Source organism: Shewanella sp. 492 (genome assembly GCF_059338445.1).
In genome coordinates, this window is sequence record NZ_CM181702.1 from 494,228 (window position 1) to 511,556 (window position 17,329).

The window sequence follows — 17,329 nt, forward strand, 5'->3', positions numbered from 1 at the left end:
CTTATATCACTCCTGCTTTAACCATATCGAGCATATTGAGTGCGCCAATGGGTTGCTGTTGAAGGTTAGTCACAATTAAGCCATTAATCTGCTTTTCTTCCATTATGTTAAGCGCTTCAGCGGCTAAAATGCCGTCGCTGACGGTCACGCAGCCTTGGGTCATAACGTGGCTGATGGAGGTGTTTCTAAGGTCGACTTCGGCATCGATCACGCGGCGCAGATCGCCATCGGTAAAGATGCCAACCAATACGCCATTGTCATCGATCACGGCGGTCATGCCGAGGCCTTTTTTAGAGATCTCATACAATGCGTCGGTAATGCAGATGTGTTGGGGTACTATGGGGAGTTCATCGCCTTTGTGCATCACATCGCTGACCCTTAGTAGCAATTTACGGCCTAAGCTGCCACCGGGGTGCGATAGCGCAAAATCATCTTTAGTAAAGCCTCTAGCCTGCAATAGAGCCACGGCAAGGGCATCGCCCATCACTAGGGTTGCAGTGGTACTGGAGGTCGGCGCGAGCCCAAGTGGGCAGGCTTCTTCTGGTACGTCGATACACAGATGCACCATCGAATGCTTTGCCATATTGGAGTCGGGCTTTCCCGTTACTGCAATCACTGGCAGCCCCATACGTTTGATCACCGGCATCAAGGTTAAAATTTCACTGGCTTCACCCGAGTTGGAGATAGCAAGTACAATATCATTTTCACTCAGTACGCCAAGATCACCGTGGCTGGCTTCGCCAGGATGTACAAAGAAGGCGGGGGTGCCAGTGCTGGCTAAGGTGGCAGAAATCTTGTTGCCAATATGGCCCGATTTACCCATGCCCATCACGATCACCTTACCAGTACAACTCAGAATTAACTGGCATGCCTTGGCAAATTCGCTTGAATCGACATATTGATAAAGATTATCGAGGGCATTGCGCTCGATATCGATAACATTACGCCCCCATTGACGTAGTTGATCTGCATCTACCATCTTGTTCTCTCTTTAAAAAATCAGTTCGGGCTAGACCTGCAATTAGGATTGAAAAACCAGCACCTGATAAACAACAAAGCTCATCAATAACACTCCGCCGTGCCAAGGTTTGAGCTGACGCGACTTACCCGTTAGTAGGATTAGTATGGCTAAGGCACTGCTGGTCGCCAACACCATGTAAAAGTCTCGCGTGCTGGCGGCGGCATCGACAGCACCAGGTGCAATCAGTGCAGGCAGTGCTAATACCGCTAAAATATTAAATAGATTGGAGCCGACGATGTTGCCTATGGCTAAATCATCTTCTTTTTTCAGTACTCCGGCAACACAGGCGGCTAATTCTGGCAGACTGGTACCAACGGCTATAATGGTGAGACCAATCACCAGATCCGATAAGTGGTACGCTTTAGCGATACCCACGGCGCCATCGACCATCCAGTCGGCCGATAAGGGGAGTAAAATAATACCGACGACTAACCAGAGTATGGCTTTGATTGTTGGGACATCTTTGGGGATTTCGCTATCGGATTCATCGGCTAATAGATCGGCTTCTTTATTGCTGACGGCGTGCCAAATCAGGTAGCCCATTAAGGCTAAAAACAGCAGCATTAGGCCCACGCCCTCAATGCGGGTCAGTTGGCCGTCATGTAGGAAATACCCAGCAATCACAGTGGCGGCCAGCATCATCGGAATTTCACGCTTTAAAGTTTGCGAGCTAACGGAGATGGCACCCAGTAGTGCGGTGAGCCCGAGAATTAAACTGATGTTGGCAACGTTTGAGCCTAGTACATTACCAATGGCGGTATCGGTCATACCTTCCATTGATGCCGTCGCGGCGACAAACATTTCCGGCGCCGAGCTGCCCATGGCAACAATCGTTAAACCAATTAACATGGGTGGTAGGCCCAAATTGCGGGCAAATGCGCCTGCACCATAAACGAATTTGTCGGCACTCCATACTAGAGTGGCTAATCCAGCAAGCAGTAAAAAAATATTAAAAAGCATTAAAGTTCATTTTTGTTTGAGTGTCTGCCGCGCATTTTCGCTGGATTTGGACAAAATTGAAAGTATTGCGGCAAGATAGTGTCGATTCAGTTGTGCACAATAGGTCAATTACGTACAATTTGCCTCTTTTTGTGCCGATTTATCACGGAACATATAGGTCTTACAATGATCAATGAACGAACAGATGATGACGCCACGCCGCTAGTCGAGATTGAACATCTGGCTTTTAGTCGCGGTTCTCATGTGATTTATGAAGATGTTAGCCTGTCGATCCCTAAAGGGAAAGTCACGGCCATTATGGGCCCCAGTGGGATAGGTAAAACCACCCTGCTTAAGTTAATCGGTGGTCAATTACAGCCCAATCGCGGCAATATTAAAATCGATGGTATCGATGTACATCAGTGCAACCGCAGTGAGCTGTTTGAGCTGCGTAAACGTATGAGTATGTTATTTCAAAGTGGCGCACTGTTTACCGACATGAATGTGTTCGACAATGTTGCCTTTGCTTTGCGTGAACATTCAGGCTTACCTGAAGCCATCATTAAGCGTATCGTGCTGATGAAGTTAGAGGCCGTAGGCCTGCGCGGTGCTGCGAAGATGATGCCTAGTGAGTTATCTGGTGGTATGCAGCGACGTGCTGCACTAGCCAGAGCCATCGCCTTAGAACCTGAGCTGATTTTATACGATGAGCCATTTGCGGGCCAAGACCCAATTTCTATGGGGGTGTTGGTTAAGCTTATCAGAGAGTTAAGCGATGCACTTAACTTAACCTCTGTCGTAGTGTCTCACGATGTACAAGAGGTATTGGGCATTGCCGATTATGTCTATGTGTTGGCAGACAAGCGCATTATCGCTCACGGTACGCCTGAAGAGTTAAGGCTGGCCGACAACCCAAAGTTGAAGCAGTTTATTGGTGGGGAGCCTGATGGCCCAGTGCCATTTCATTTTCCTGCTGTAAATTACCAAGAGGAGATGTTAGGTGAGCTTAACTGATCACATTGCTGGTATCGGTCGTAGTGCGATAGCCAGTGTGACTGGACTTGGCAGTGCAGGGCTGATGCTTTGGGGCGCCATTGCCCGAGTACCTAAGCCGCGTAAAGGGATCCCGCTGCTCATCAAGCAACTGTATGTTATCGGTGTGCAATCTATGGTGATCATCTTGGTCTCTGGCTTGTTTATCGGTATGGTGCTGGCGCTGCAGGGCTATAATATCTTGGTAGGGTTTGGCACTGAAGATAGCTTAGGGCCTATGGTGGCGCTGAGTTTGCTCAGAGAGCTCGGCCCTGTGGTAACCGCATTGTTGTTTGCTGGGCGAGCTGGCTCAGCGTTGACGGCTGAGATTGGCTTAATGAAGAGCACAGAGCAGCTATCGAGCCTAGAGATGATGGCTATCGATCCGCTGCGGCAGATCATTGCTCCTCGTTTTTGGGCCGGGGTGATCAGCCTACCATTATTGGCGTTAATGTTTACCGCCGTGGGTATTTACGGTGGACATATTGTCGGTGTCGAGTGGAAAGGGATCGATGGCGGCAGCTTTTGGTCGATTTTGCAGGCATCGGTAGAGTGGCGCCAAGATATCGTTAATTGCTTAATTAAAAGCCTGGTGTTTGCGGTTGTAGTGACTTGGATAGCCTTATATCGAGGTTATAATGTGATCCCAAATCCAGAGGGGATCAGCCGAGCGACCACCCAGACTGTTGTGCAATCGAGTTTGGCAGTATTGGCGTTAGATTTTCTATTAACTGCCATGATGTTTGGTAATTAATGAATGTTTGTTTACGGATGAACTAATTGTACCGCGCAGTGTGGTATCTAAAGAATTGAGTGGTAATCAGAGTATGTTGACTCGAAAAATTGAATTATTAGTGGGCGTGTTTATTCTGTCTGGTTTGATGGCGTTTTTAGTGTTGGTGTTTAATGTCGCTAACGTCGAGGTTAAGCCGGGTCAAAGCCATTACACCCTGTATGCTAAATTCACCAACATTGGTGGCCTTAAAGTGCGCTCACCAGTTAAAGTCGGTGGGGTTGTAGTAGGGCGAGTGACTCAAATCAGCTTAGATCCAACAGAGCTGGTTGCCGTAGTTGAATTGGCGATGGATAAGCAGTATGAGCAGTTTCCAGAAACCAGTAGTCTGTCGATTTTAACGTCAGGTTTATTAGGTGAGCAGTTTTTAGGGCTTACACCTGGGTTTGTCATGGACGATATTGGCATGCTGCAAGAGGGTGACTATATCGACGATACCCATTCCGCGTTAGTGCTCGAAGATCTGATCGGCCAGTTTTTATATAGTGTTAAATCGAAAGACAATTAATAGGGATCATTATGAAACAGTTATGCAAAGTCATCTTTGCCTGCATGGCGTATTTAGTTAGCTCTGTCAGCTATGCTGCCGACCCAGAGGTGAATATTCAAAATCCTTATGCCATGGTTGAATCGGTAGCCAATAAGACTTTTGCCCGCTTTCATCAGGATATTGACATAATTAAGACCAATCCTGACCACCTTAAGGTGATAGTCTCTGATGAGTTGATGCCTTATGTCGATTACAAATATGCCGCATACAAGGTAATGGGCTCCTATTTACGCCAGAGTACACCCGATCAGCGCGATCGTTTTGCCGAGGCTTTTAAGACCTATTTAATTGCCACCTATGCTCAAGCATTTACCGAGTACACCAACCAGAAAGTGGAATTTGCCCCAGCAAAAAGTTTTGCTGACGAAAAAATGGTTGATGTTAACGTACAGATTATCGAACAAGGCCGTCCACCTATTAAGCTGCAGTTTAGAGTGCGCCGCCTTAAAGATGATAGCTGGAAAGCGTTTGATTTGGTGGCTGAAGGGGTGAGCTTACTCTCTTCAAAGAGTGCTGAAATTTCTAATTTGATCCGCCAAAATGGTATCGATTCGGTGATTGAAGAGTTACTGACACACACCAATAACCAAATTAGCTTAGGCAAATTGGAGACTAAGCTGTAATGCTGACGTTTAACTGCGAAGGCAGTACTTGCTCGGTTTGCGGCGAGTTGTCCAAGCAAGCAGTGATTGCACTCTGGCCTGAAGTTGAGCAGTTACTCACTTCAGATGTGTCACGGCTCGATTTATCAGGCATCACCAGCGCCGATACGGCAGGGGTGGCATTACTGCTGCAATTGATGGCACAACAGCGTCAAGACGGTGGCTCATTGATTTTGAGCCAGGCACCGCTGCAATTACAAAAATTGATTGATTTATATGATTTACAAGACTTCTTCGTCGAAGAAGCCAATTAAAGGTTACCCGTTCATGGAATGTAAAGCGATTGAGCAGCTTCTGACTGAAGCGCTATCTCTAGAAGAAGTACACGTGACTCAAGATGGCACCCATTATAAAATTGTTGCCGTGGGTGAGTGTTTCGATGGCGCTAGCCGAGTGAAACAGCAGCAGATGATTTATGCCCCTTTGATGGAGCAAGTGACTAGCGGTGCATTGCACGCCATCACGATAAATGCATTTACTCCAACGCAATGGAAGCGTGAAAAAATCTTCAACATGCCAGCGTAGAGAGTCATTGTGGATAAACTAAAAATTCAGGCCAGTGGTGCATTGGCCGGTGAAGTTGTTATTTCTGGTGCAAAAAACGCCGCGCTGCCTATTTTGATGGCGGGTGTGTTAGCCCACACAGATTTTGTCGTCAGCAATGTGCCTAACCTCAGAGACGTTAATACCAGCTGCGAACTATTACGTTGCTTAGGAGCTGATGTTAAGCGGGCCGACAGTGGCGAAATCACCATCTCTACCACCCACCTTAATGAGTTTTGCGCGCCCTATGAATTGGTGAAAACCATGCGGGCGTCTATTCTGATTTTAGGCCCATTATTGGCCCGTTATGGTACCGCCGATGTGTCATTGCCTGGCGGTTGCGCTATTGGCGCACGTCCAGTTAACTTGCATCTGCATGGTTTAGAACAGATGGGCGCTAAAATTGAGGTGAAAGAAGGCTACATCAAGGCGCGTGTCGATGGCCGCTTAAAAGGCGCACATATCTTTATGGATATGATCAGCGTTGGTGCCACCGAAAACTTAATCATGGCTGCAGCGCTTGCCGATGGCGAAACTGTGATTGAGAATGCGGCGCGTGAGCCGGAGGTTATTGATTTAGCTAATTGTTTAATTGCTATGGGCGCTAAGATCAGCGGTGCGGGTACTGATACTATTCGTATTCAAGGCGTTGAAAAATTAAATGGTTGTCACTATCGGGTTATGCCTGATCGTATCGAAACCGGCAGTTTCTTGGTTGCGGCTGCTGTCACGCGCGGTAAAATCCGCTGCACTGCTGCCGATCCTTCAACATTAGAATCTGTGCTTGCCAAACTCGAAGATGCCGGCGCGCAGATCACCACCGGTGATGATTGGATTGAGCTCGATATGCAAGGTAAACGTCCAAAGGCGGTCAATATCAAGACCATGCCTTACCCTGGCTTTCCTACCGACATGCAAGCGCAGTTTTGCGTGCTTAACGCCTTAGCCGATGGTACCGCGACCATTACCGAAACGATTTTTGAAAATCGCTTCATGCATGTTCCTGAGCTTATCCGTATGGGGGCGACGATGGAGCTAGAAGGTAATACTTGTATTATTCAAGGTATTGAAAAGCTTAATGGTGCTCAAGTGATGGCAACCGATCTACGCGCCTCTGCAAGCTTGGTGATTGCCGGTTTAGTTGCCGATGGCATCACTACAGTTGACCGTATCTATCATTTAGATAGAGGCTATGAGCATATCGAAGATAAGTTTAAAGGCCTCGGTGGCGAAGTGGTGAGAGTGAGTTAACCCACTTGTCTAGCGACTCGTTTATATAAGTTAAAAAGCCACCGATAGCTCGGTGGCTTTTTTATATATCCTATTCTATGTTCATAAATTGCTTATGAGCTCACTTTTGCCTTGGTTGATAGCTGTTATTGTGAGCAGATGTCGACTTTTATCATTTTTAACATCTATCTCTTTTACGGCTTGGTATTCTTTTCCATCGGCTGCGTGGTGTTATTTAGAAACTTTAAGTATAGCCAGTTATCTATTTCGCCCACCCTATGGGCACTGGCGTTATTTGGTTTTTCTCATGCTTTTCATGAATGGTCTGAACTGTATGTGATTCTGTTTGAAGCGGATATTCAGCCTCAATATCAAGTATTAGTCGAGTGGCTGCGATTGCTTAAATTGGCACTATCATTTGCCAGTTTAATGATTTTTGCCTGGTTGTTGTTTGGTATCGTGCCTAACGCTTTTGCCAAAGTTGGGCGGGGGCTGATCATCGCTATCTTAGCGGTCTATTTTATGGTCGTGGCATATTTTTCTAGTATCTTCAGCCTGTCTGAGTATCTGTTTCGGGAGGCTGCCCACTTCACGCGATTGTTACTAGGGTTTGGCAGTGCGTTTCTAGCTGGCTGTGGCATCGCGATTTATGGTTATAGCTTAATGAAAGCCAAGCATAAATACGGGCACTATTTTATTGCCACAGGGTTAGGTTTATGGATTTACGGCATCATGGCTGGATTGGTGGCAACCGAGCTGCACGTTGGGGTTCCGGTGTTGCGAACATTAGCGGGAGGCCTGATTTTGTTTACCCTGTTTAAGGCTTTAAAGGTATTTGATATTGAAAGAGAGATGCAGACTGAAGCAAAACTAAAGCGTGCGATAGAGGCTGACAAATTTAAAGCCATTGGCCGGCTGGCTACGGGGGTCGCCCATGAGATCAATAATCCATTGGCATCATCTTCATTAGCCCTTGAGTTGTTAGAGCGAAAATACCCCATAACCGATAGTGCGCAGCAGGAGTATGTTAATCGAGTCAGAATGGGTATTAGTCGCGCTGCCGACATAAGTAAAGAGTTACTTGCCTATGCTCGGCCTCGTTCGGAGTCATTTTCGTCCGTTAACCTCGCTAGGGTTGCGCAAGCGGCGATAAGGTTGTTGTCACATAAACGGCGGGATTTTCAAATTACCGTTGAATGTGAGCAAGATATCCAAATGAGTGGACAGAAGATTAAGCTGGAAGAGTTATTGATAAACTTGCTGTCAAATGCGATGGATGCGAGTGAGCCGAGAGGGATGATCCTACTGACGATTAAAAAGCTTCAGGATGGTATCTGTTTATCGGTACAAGATTTTGGTCACGGTATGGATACAGAAGTCGTGAATCGGGCTACCGAACTATTTTTTTCAACCAAAGCAATAGGTCAGGGTACAGGACTGGGGTTGGCCATCTGTGATGCCATTGTTCGTGCTCACCATGGTGAGATGACAATACAGAGTGCGCTAGGGGAAGGTACACTAATCGATATTCATTTTCGCACTGATGAGGAAACATCATGAGTCATATTTTAATTGCAGAAGATGATGCCGATCTGCGTATCAATATGGTGGAGATATTAGAGCTTGAAGGCCATCAGGTGACTGCGGTTGATTGCGCTGAGGCAGCCATAGCGGCTTGTGAGCGCGATATTTTCGATATTGCCTTAATGGATCTATTGATGCCAGGCATGACAGGGGTCGAGGCGATATCTAACTTACGTCAATTGAATCCATTTTTAGCGATAGTCGTCATTACTGCTTATGCGACCGTAGATACAGCTGTTGATGCGATGAAGAAAGGGGCCGATAGTGTGATGACCAAGCCTTTTAATGCTGGCGAGCTGTTGATGACCATCAAACGCAGTATTGCAGAAAAGCAGCTGTTAAAATCCGCATCTGATATCGATCCCGATAGTGTTTATGCTGCGCTTGCTAACCCTTTACGGCGGCAAACCCTTAAACAACTCGGCACGCATAAACAGTTAAAATTTATGGATCTTTACCGTTTAGTTGATGCTTCTGACCATACTAAGTTTAATTTTCATTTACGCCAATTAAAAAAAGCGGGGTTGGTGCAACAAAATGAGAGCAAGATCTACATCCTGACAACAACTGGTCAGTTTGTACTGCAAAATCATAACCTGTCATAGATTTTAAGTAATTGATTTTGTTTGCTTTTAATTGGATATGATAATTAAAGTTAACAGACTCAGCGTTGTTGTGAAATCGCCTCATCTATCCCTTAAGTGGTAAAGCGCAAATACTGTGAGTATGTCCAAAGAGACATATCAATCGCCCTCCCTGCAAGTTGGTGATTGTCATAAGCCACGAGAGGATGAACAAAATGAGTAATCAAATTCCATGTAAAAAGCTACTGCTCGCTAGTATGGTTTCTATGCTAGTGGCGTGTGGTAGCGATAATGACGACACTATTATTCCACCAATCGAAGAGAATAATCCGCCGGTAGCCGTTGCTGATACGGCTAAAGTGACCGTGTCTGAAATGGTTATCATTGACGTGTTAGTCAATGATACCGATGTCGATGGTGACACCTTAACGCTTGTATCTGTTGATTCAACGAATGCCGTGATAAAAGAGGGGAAAGTTAATTTTACCGCAGGAGCATCGGCTGGCGAAGTGAAGTTTGCTTATACGATTACAGATGGTACCGATGAAGCGATTGGTGAAGTCACTGTGACTGTCGAGGCTGCTGTTACACCAGAGCCTGAAGTCTTGTCCTATGTGGGCTCTGCGGCTTGTGCAGGGTGTCATAGTGATCAGCATGCATCGTTTTCTAAGACTGGCCACAACTTCAAAATCCAAAAAATCAGTGCTGGTGAACAGCCAAGCTTCCCGTATACACCTGAGACAACCATTACTGGTGCCATCGACTTATTGGTTGATGCTACGCCAAATAATGATTTAGGTGCCCCAACTAGCTATGCCGATGTGAGTTATGTTGTTGGTGGCTACCATTGGAAGATGCGTTGGTTAGATAAAGATGGCTATATAGTTACGGGTAAGGATGTGCAATACAACATCCGTAACGGTAAAGGCGAACTCAATATTCCTGATAATCATCCTGCCGATGCGAACGTGATGGGAGACTATAAAGCGACCGAGTTTAACTACAAGTACAGCTGTGGTAATTGTCATACTACAGGTTGGAAGCGCACCACAGATGTGGCGGGGGGCGATGATCGTAATCCTGATCGTCAAGATAATTTGGCGGGCATGAATGGCACGTTTGCTGAGCAAGGGATCCAGTGTGAATCTTGCCATGGTGCAGGTAGCTTCCACGTTAAGGCCCCATCTACAGACAATATTACCAAGATAGCGATTGCGCGTACTACGGAAGATTTCCTTGCCGATGATATGGGTTATGGTAAAGCGGTAACCTGTGCCGAGTGTCATACCCGAGATGGCGAGAAAGATTATCCATCATTTGTGAGCAAGTACAATGAAGCATTTCCTAACGGTGCGAAAGTGGGTGGTCGTATTGTCGCTAAAGGTGGCCTTGCGCAGCATCACCAAACCGCTGATGAGCTGTTAGGAGTTGTTCCTGAAGATCACGGCACTTATAAAGCGGGTGATGAAATTGGTCCTAAGAGCAGTATGACGTGTACTACTTGTCACGATTCGCATAAGTCGACCAAAAACCAAGATAGTAGCGATGGTCTACACATGAATGCGGTGAAAGCGTGTACTGACTGTCACACTATGGCGTTCACTGATGGCGGTGGTTCAATTGGGCATGGTGTGATGGCTGAGTGTACCGATTGTCATATGCCCAAGCTGGCTAAGAGTGCGGTAACGACAGCGCCTAAGATGGGGACCTCTGATGTGGTATTTGGTGATATCAAGTCTCACCTCTTTACCCTAGATCTTTCACCAGATGCTAAGCAGTTTACCGATGATGGTAAGTTCCAAATGCCTTGGGGCACAGCTAAGTTTACTTGTGGTAACTGTCACGGAGACTACACGGATAAAGCCGCAGTATTGCCTAAGATTCATCAGTAATATAAGGGTTAGAGTGTAAAACTCACTTTAAGTGCTTAGAAAAGACCATCTCCTAAATTATTTGAGATGGTCTTTTAGTTTTAGCAATATTGATAATATCGTAAACAGTGGATTTATCAGGATTCGCTATAGGCTCGCGTAATGCGGACAAGACAAAGATATGTGTTCGAGTTTTTAGCGGTTTTAATAACTTAACTCATTGATTATAAATATCTATTTTCATGGGGTCAGGTGTGGTCACACATCAATTATGTGGTAATAGGAACAGATGAATAAAGAACTTGTTTTCATTATGCTATCGTTAGCAATGGCTCGAAAATAAGACATTTGTGGCCTAATGGTAAGAAGGCAGATTCATTATGCTAAGGAGAGTATATGGAGCACGGCAAAAGGATAGTGATATTAATTGTGTTACTGCTAACGGCATTGGGCTGCTATGTTATTGGCTTGCATCTAGGTGCATTGCTCTTTTTGGTGGCTGGCGTGCTGCTCGAATGTGCTTTTTGGTTGCACCTATTTAATCGCGAACAAAAGAAGTAGTGCTGTCACTTTTAGCGCGATGCCAGTCCCAGTAAACTGGGCCCGCTGTTTAACCAAAATCTAGCTTATGTAAGACGTTAGAGTTACTTTGTTCATAAGCATAATTAAGGCCAGCAATTGCTGACTTTAATTGTTCATTAAGGGTGATAAAACCATGGTGGGCTAGGTTTTACGTAACCGAACACAGTTTCCTAAATGCTTTCACCTATTGTCACGGGCACATCAAAGTATTGACCATTACGTATGATGGTCATGGTGACTTTAGTACCTGGTGGGGTTTCTGCAATTCTGTCCATCAGCATCTCAACGCCAGGCACCACTTCATCGTTAAACTTGGTGATCACATCACTGGGTCTGAGCTTGGCAAAGGCTGCAGGGCCTTGGCGATCAATATCGGTTATCAATACCCCTGTGAGATCGGGCAGATTAAGAATTTGTGCCATCACAGGGTTAATAGGCTCGCCTGTAATACCTAATGCGCCACGGATCACCCGACCATCTTTTATCAGTTTACCCATAATGCTGTGGGCTAATTTAATGGGGATCGCGAAGTTAATCCCATGTCCACCACCTTCACCACCCACCTGAAATGCGGCCGTATTAATGCCAATCAGTTGACCGCTGGTGTCGATAAGTGCCCCGCCAGAGTTCCCTGCATTGATGGCAGCATCTGTTTGTAAAAAATCGAGGTAACGCGAGCTGAGGCCATTGCGCCCAGTAGCACTGATGATCCCTTGTGTAATGGTTTGGCCTAAGTTGTACGGATTACCTATGGCTAACACCACATCACCCACTTGTGCCGGGATCTCAAGGTTAATTGGGACGATTGGCAGGCTGTCACCTTCGATTTTTAAGACTGCCAAATCGGTTACAGGATCAGATCCCACCACTTCAGAGGTAAACTTGCGACCATCTTGCAAAGCGACCACGATTTCATCGGCTTTTTTAATCACATGGTAGTTGGTCAGTATGTAGCCCGCTTTACTCATGATAACCCCAGAGCCCAGCCCTTGCAGTGCTCCAGAGTTTAATGGTTGATTTTGGTCTATGCTCAGGCTGTAGATGTTCACTACCGCGGGGGCAGCCCGACGAACCGCATGTGAAAATGACAACTCAATTCCTTGCTTACCGCGGGACTGAAACAAGTTATTACTCGAGTGTTGCCCTGTCAGTAGTGGGGTAAGGGTCAAAAAGACGCCAGCCATGATCAGCCCAAAAAATACAGCTTTGCCAACATATATCGCAGTGTCTTTAAGAGTCATTATTGAATGAATTAGGAAAAAAGTTGAGTAAGATTAACATGTTTATTTATAGTGCACTATTAGCTATGTCAGGTTATTGCAGCAACATAAGCCGAGTAAAAAAAACAAGGAGGCGATAATGGGATTATCGCCTCCTTGTTGGGAGAGCATTTAACGTAGGACGAGATAGAGACTATTGCCGTCACGCAATATTTTCAGTGCCACCACACCCGTGGAATCTTTGAGCTCAGCTTTAAGGGCTTTAAGATTATCTATTCGGGTACGGTTTATACCTACAATAATATCGCCTTTGAGCAAACCACTGGCTGCAGCTGGAGAGCCTTGAGCTATTTCGGTGATCTCAACACCTCTCTTAACATTTTCAAGTGTTGCACCGGCTAGCATTGGGTGTACGGCTCCCGCTGCGGTTTCGCTGGCTTGATTTGCCTCACCCAAGGTGGCGGTTACGGTTTCTTTATCGCCATCACGGATCAGTCCTAATTTTACCGTTGCACCCGCCCCCATGGTGGCCACTTTGGCGCGTAATTCTTGGAACGACTTAATGGGCTTATCGTTAACGCTAATGATAATATCACCAGCTTTGATACCCGCTTTATCGGCGGCGCTATCAGGCATCACCTCGTTAACAAAACCACCATGTTGGGTTTCTAAGCCAAAACCTTCGGCTAGGGCTTTATCGAGATCGCGTCCACTGACACCAAGTACACCGCGACGCACTTCGCCATGTTCAATGATCTGCTCAACGAGGTTATTGACCATGTTGGCTGGGATCGCAAAGCCAATACCTACGTTACCGCCGCCTGGGGCCACAATCGCAGTATTGATACCGATAAGTTCGCCATTAAGGTTGACTAGGGCTCCTCCCGAATTCCCGCTGTTAATGGCCGCATCGGTTTGAATGAAGTTTTCTAGCATCTCAATCCCCAGCCCTGAGCGGCCCATAGCACTGACAATACCTGAAGTGACAGTTTGCCCCAGACCAAAGGGGTTACCAATGGCCACTGCAAAGTCACCCACCCTTAGTTCATCAGAGTCGGCACGCTTTAATGCCACTAGATTTTTGGCTTTAATTTGTAATAGAGCAATATCGGATTCAGCATCTGCACCGATTAATTTAGCTTCTATTTCACGGCCGTCATGCAAACCGATTAAGATCTCATCTGCGCCATCGATCACGTGGTTATTGGTGACAATATAACCTTTGTCGGCATCGATAATCACCCCTGAACCTAAGCCTTTAAAGGGGCGTTCTTGTACCTGTTCGCGTGGGGCATTTGGCCCAAAGAAATAACGGAACGCGTCGGGCAGTCGTTGCTTAGATACGTGGGTTCCTGATACTGCTACGGCGACCACCGCAGGGGTAGTTTTTTCTAACATAGGGGCTAAGCTTGGGAGTTCTTGACCACCCACCGCTAATGGAATCGCTGCCTGAGAGACGGCAGGCATCACCATGAGGCTAGCACCTAGTAACGCTGCTGATAGTAGTGATAATTTTGTTTTCATTTATGTCATGACTCCAATAGTTGGGATAATGGACTTATGATAATCATAGATATAAGGTTGATTTACCTCATATCAAGTCATTAATCTTAAATCTGTTATTCACTCCGACCGTACTCGTTTACGCAAAGTTCAGCTTGATTAACAAAGGTTAATTTTTTTGTCATTTATTCAGTGCCTTGTTAATGGTTGTATTGCGCTTATGGCGAGCATTTCGTGGCGCTGTTTTGCCGTCTTTTGTCTGAGTGGTATGACTTAGGTACGCTTACTTAAAAGTGCTGAATCCATGCCGTTGAGTCATCCCTCAATGTTTTTATGATATGTACAAGTGCCACTTGTTAAGCGTATAGCCGTTCTAGTGTAGTTGTTATTTTCGACTATCGTACAGCGTATGCGACTTAAGTCTAAATGAACGTATTTTAATGGTTTAATTCACCTAATCAGTGAGTTAGGTTGGTGTGATGGTTGATGTTAGTTAGATGGAATTAAGTAGATATTTATGAGATTTAGCATTGCTCGTGCTAACATCGCCTCGTTGATTTAAGGATAGAAGAGAATATTTCACGTGTCACATCTCACTCCCTGGGAACATTACCAGCAAGATTTACAGCGAACAGATTTCTCCCATGATCCCGCGCAAGAACAAGCGGTTAAGTCGCTGCAACGTGTCTATGATGAACTTATAGTAAGCCAGCAGCCCCCTAAAGGATTGGCAAAATTATTTGGCTTTATGGGTAAATCGACTTCCCAAGTGAAAGGCTTATACCTTTGGGGCGGCGTGGGACGTGGTAAAACCTATTTGATGGACACCTTTTATGATGCCTTGCCGGGTGATAAAAAGTTGCGTGCCCATTTTCATCGTTTCATGCACCAAATTCATTTGGATTTAGATGGGCTAAAAGGTCAGCGAGATCCCTTATTGGTGATTGCTAAGCGGATGGCCGAACGTTATCAGGTGATCTGTTTTGATGAGTTTTTTGTCTCGGATATTACCGATGCTATGCTGCTCGGCACGCTATTTGAAGCCCTCTTCGCTGAAGGGGTGGTATTAGTTGCTACCTCTAATATTATTCCCGATGAGTTGTACCGAAATGGACTGCAGCGTGCCCGTTTCTTACCGGCGATAGCCTTGATTAATAAACATTGTGAAATTTTAAATGTTGATAGTGGCATCGATTACCGTTTGCGCACTTTAGAGCAAGCCGAAATATACCACTATCCTCTTGATCCACAGGCCGATAAAAATTTGCTGAGTTATTTTGCTCAGTTAGCGCCAGAGTCAGAAATATCTTACGCGCCAATTGATATCGATGGCCGCGAAATCACCATACGTCAGCAAGCGCAAGGTGTGCTGCTCATCAACTTTCGAGACCTGTGTGATGGTCCCCGTAGCCAGCGCGATTATATGGAGTTGGCGTGCCTTTATCATACGGTATTGCTCAGCGGAGTCGAGCAGATGGGGAGCAATACGACAGGCGATGATATTGCTCGGCGCTTCCTCGCCATGGTTGATGAGTTTTATGAGCGCAACGTTAAATTGATTATCTCGGCTGAAGTTGAGCTGGAGCAGATCTATACTGAGGGGTTACTCTCATTTGAATTTAGGCGCTGCCGCTCACGCCTTATTGAAATGCAATCCCATGATTATTTAGCATTGGAACACCTCCCTTAAAGATATCGGTTTATAAACGTTGATTATCCCAATGAGTTACGCGCCATGATTGGCGCGTTAACTGCTGAAGTAATCAAAATCACGATTAATTTATTCTGTTACCCAAGTACGATTAGCGTAACGCGGGGTAAATCATTTAAATTAGCTAAAAAATTAGATGATTTTTAACTCAGCTTTGTCTATAATTCGCGACCTGCCCTCGTTACTCCATCTATACGGTGGAAGTTGTAAAGCCTTATTCTTTGCTCGAAGGGGCGGGGAATGGCACTTTTTGTGTTGTTATTTAATAATGAATGACGGCATGTGAGACAGAATTTTAACATTGGGTTTTTGTAAATGAAGACTACTTTTACTGCTACACCAGAAACCGTTACTCGCGACTGGTATGTTGTTGACGCTGAAGGTAAAACTTTAGGTCGTATCGCTACTGAAATTGCTACCCGTTTACGTGGTAAGCACAAGCCAGAGTATACACCGCACGTTGACACTGGCGATTACATCATCGTTATCAACGCTGAGAAAGTTACTGTTACTGGTAATAAAGCGAAAGGCAAAGTGTACTACTCGCACTCTGGTTTCATCGGTGGCATCAAGCAGATCACCTTTGAAAAGCTGCAAGATCATAAGCCTGAAATGATCATCGAGAAAGCAGTGAAGGGTATGTTACCTAAAGGTCCTTTAGGACGTGCCATGTTCCGTAAACTTAAAGTTTACGCTGGTACAGAACATAACCACGCTGCACAACAACCTCAAGTTCTTGATATCTAAACAGGATTAAGCAAATGGCTGCAACTCAGTACTACGGCACTGGCCGTCGCAAAACATCTACTGCTCGCGTATTCGCTAAAGCAGGTAGTGGTAACATCGTCGTGAACCAACGTCCACTTGACGAATACTTTGGTCGTGAAACTGCTCGTATGGTTGTTCGTCAACCTCTAGAGCTAGTTGAAATGACTGACAAGCTAGACATCTATGTAACTGTTAAAGGCGGTGGAACCACTGGCCAAGCAGGTGCAATCCGTCACGGTATCACTCGTGCACTGATGGAACTTGATGAAGCTCTACGTCCATCTCTACGCGCTGCTGGTTTCGTTACCCGTGATGCTCGTAAAGTTGAGCGTAAGAAAGTGGGTCTACGTAAAGCACGTCGTAAGCCACAATTCTCTAAGCGTTAATATTTCGCTTCGAAAATTCAAAAACCCAGCATTACGCTGGGTTTTTTTATAACTAAATTCTGCTATTTTTAGGATTGAGATTATTTCATTGTCCTATTTAAGGAACGCTGTTTATGTCACTGCAATTAATCATGCTTGCGCTCGGTTTAGTGCTGGTTATCGAAGGTATTGGACCTTTATTATTCCCTAATCGTTGGCGTGCTTACTTACAAGACATTTCCAATCAAAATCAAAGTCTTCTTCAGAGGCTGGGCGGTAGTTTAGTCACTGCAGGGGTGATCATATTGATTATTTTTTCATAAATTACTTGCCACTTCCCCCCTAAGATCTGCTAAAATCCCGTTTTAACC

At 45.5% G+C, this 17,329-nt stretch carries 19 protein-coding genes; 15 read left to right on the forward strand and 4 right to left on the reverse strand.

Annotated features, from left to right (window positions below):
- Position 1 precedes the first annotated feature (1 nt).
- Together AC5YBX_RS02270 and AC5YBX_RS02275 are read right to left on the reverse strand one after the other, a co-directional pair.
- The gene (locus AC5YBX_RS02270) at positions 2-979 is read right to left on the reverse strand and encodes a KpsF/GutQ family sugar-phosphate isomerase (RefSeq protein ID WP_494520146.1); all 978 of its coding nucleotides are present in this window, start codon (positions 977-979) and stop codon (positions 2-4) included.
- Between the two features lie 42 nt (positions 980-1,021).
- A complete protein-coding gene (locus AC5YBX_RS02275) occupies positions 1,022-1,981 on the reverse strand; it encodes a calcium/sodium antiporter (protein WP_494520145.1) in 960 nt (319 codons plus the stop codon).
- A 165-nt stretch (positions 1,982-2,146) separates the two neighbouring features.
- Here AC5YBX_RS02275 and AC5YBX_RS02280 point away from each other — a divergent pair, with 165 nt between their 5' ends.
- The 11 genes from AC5YBX_RS02280 to AC5YBX_RS02330 all read left to right on the forward strand — a co-directional run bounded on the left by AC5YBX_RS02280 (position 2,147) and on the right by AC5YBX_RS02330 (position 11,370).
- On the forward strand, positions 2,147-2,974 hold the full coding sequence (locus tag AC5YBX_RS02280) for an ATP-binding cassette domain-containing protein (RefSeq protein WP_494520144.1): 828 nt from the start codon (positions 2,147-2,149) through the stop codon (positions 2,972-2,974).
- The gene (mlaE, locus tag AC5YBX_RS02285; RefSeq protein WP_494520143.1) at positions 2,961-3,746 is read left to right on the forward strand and encodes a lipid asymmetry maintenance ABC transporter permease subunit MlaE; all 786 of its coding nucleotides are present in this window, start codon (positions 2,961-2,963) and stop codon (positions 3,744-3,746) included. Before AC5YBX_RS02280 ends, mlaE begins: the two co-directional genes overlap by 14 nt.
- Positions 3,747-3,819: 73 nt before the next feature.
- Complete coding sequence (mlaD, locus tag AC5YBX_RS02290; protein WP_494520142.1) at positions 3,820-4,293, forward strand: outer membrane lipid asymmetry maintenance protein MlaD; 474 nt, start codon at positions 3,820-3,822, stop codon at positions 4,291-4,293.
- An 8-nt stretch (positions 4,294-4,301) separates the two neighbouring features.
- Positions 4,302-4,958 (forward strand): MlaC/ttg2D family ABC transporter substrate-binding protein, encoded by a 657-nt coding sequence (locus tag AC5YBX_RS02295; RefSeq protein WP_494521673.1) that lies wholly within the window; start codon positions 4,302-4,304, stop codon positions 4,956-4,958.
- Complete coding sequence (locus AC5YBX_RS02300) at positions 4,958-5,251, forward strand: STAS domain-containing protein (protein WP_494520141.1); 294 nt, start codon at positions 4,958-4,960, stop codon at positions 5,249-5,251. Before AC5YBX_RS02295 ends, AC5YBX_RS02300 begins: the two co-directional genes overlap by 1 nt.
- Before the next feature lie 13 nt (positions 5,252-5,264).
- Positions 5,265-5,522: a BolA family protein gene (locus AC5YBX_RS02305; RefSeq protein WP_110455780.1), complete on the forward strand. Its 258-nt coding sequence runs from the start codon at positions 5,265-5,267 to the stop codon at positions 5,520-5,522.
- A 9-nt stretch (positions 5,523-5,531) separates the two neighbouring features.
- A complete protein-coding gene (murA, locus tag AC5YBX_RS02310; RefSeq protein ID WP_494520140.1) occupies positions 5,532-6,791 on the forward strand; it encodes a UDP-N-acetylglucosamine 1-carboxyvinyltransferase in 1,260 nt (419 codons plus the stop codon).
- 138 nt (positions 6,792-6,929) lie between these two features.
- Positions 6,930-8,330 (forward strand): sensor histidine kinase, encoded by a 1,401-nt coding sequence (locus AC5YBX_RS02315; protein ID WP_494524299.1) that lies wholly within the window; start codon positions 6,930-6,932, stop codon positions 8,328-8,330.
- The gene (locus AC5YBX_RS02320) at positions 8,327-8,959 is read left to right on the forward strand and encodes a winged helix-turn-helix domain-containing protein (RefSeq protein WP_494520138.1); all 633 of its coding nucleotides are present in this window, start codon (positions 8,327-8,329) and stop codon (positions 8,957-8,959) included. Before AC5YBX_RS02315 ends, AC5YBX_RS02320 begins: the two co-directional genes overlap by 4 nt.
- A gap of 194 nt (positions 8,960-9,153) precedes the next feature.
- Positions 9,154-10,830 (forward strand): Ig-like domain-containing protein, encoded by a 1,677-nt coding sequence (locus tag AC5YBX_RS02325; protein WP_494520137.1) that lies wholly within the window; start codon positions 9,154-9,156, stop codon positions 10,828-10,830.
- 375 nt (positions 10,831-11,205) lie between these two features.
- Complete coding sequence (locus AC5YBX_RS02330; protein ID WP_494520136.1) at positions 11,206-11,370, forward strand: hypothetical protein; 165 nt, start codon at positions 11,206-11,208, stop codon at positions 11,368-11,370.
- Positions 11,371-11,561: 191 nt separating this feature from the next.
- Here AC5YBX_RS02330 and degS read toward each other — a convergent pair whose 3' ends face one another.
- Together degS and degQ are read right to left on the reverse strand one after the other, a co-directional pair.
- Positions 11,562-12,632: an outer membrane-stress sensor serine endopeptidase DegS gene (gene degS, locus AC5YBX_RS02335; RefSeq protein ID WP_475515755.1), complete on the reverse strand. Its 1,071-nt coding sequence runs from the start codon at positions 12,630-12,632 to the stop codon at positions 11,562-11,564.
- A 150-nt stretch (positions 12,633-12,782) separates the two neighbouring features.
- Entirely contained in the window at positions 12,783-14,135 is a 1,353-nt protein-coding gene (gene degQ / locus AC5YBX_RS02340; RefSeq protein ID WP_475515756.1) for a Do family serine endopeptidase DegQ, read from the reverse strand.
- Positions 14,136-14,697: 562 nt separating this feature from the next.
- Here degQ and zapE point away from each other — a divergent pair.
- From zapE to AC5YBX_RS02360, 4 genes are all read left to right on the forward strand, one after another.
- The gene (gene zapE / locus AC5YBX_RS02345) at positions 14,698-15,804 is read left to right on the forward strand and encodes a cell division protein ZapE (RefSeq protein WP_494520135.1); all 1,107 of its coding nucleotides are present in this window, start codon (positions 14,698-14,700) and stop codon (positions 15,802-15,804) included.
- A gap of 336 nt (positions 15,805-16,140) precedes the next feature.
- The gene (rplM, locus tag AC5YBX_RS02350) at positions 16,141-16,572 is read left to right on the forward strand and encodes a 50S ribosomal protein L13 (RefSeq protein ID WP_110455785.1); all 432 of its coding nucleotides are present in this window, start codon (positions 16,141-16,143) and stop codon (positions 16,570-16,572) included.
- A gap of 14 nt (positions 16,573-16,586) precedes the next feature.
- A complete protein-coding gene (gene rpsI, locus AC5YBX_RS02355; RefSeq protein ID WP_028762637.1) occupies positions 16,587-16,979 on the forward strand; it encodes a 30S ribosomal protein S9 in 393 nt (130 codons plus the stop codon).
- A gap of 113 nt (positions 16,980-17,092) precedes the next feature.
- Entirely contained in the window at positions 17,093-17,281 is a 189-nt protein-coding gene (locus AC5YBX_RS02360) for a DUF2065 domain-containing protein (protein ID WP_475515758.1), read from the forward strand.
- Positions 17,282-17,329 lie beyond the last annotated feature (48 nt).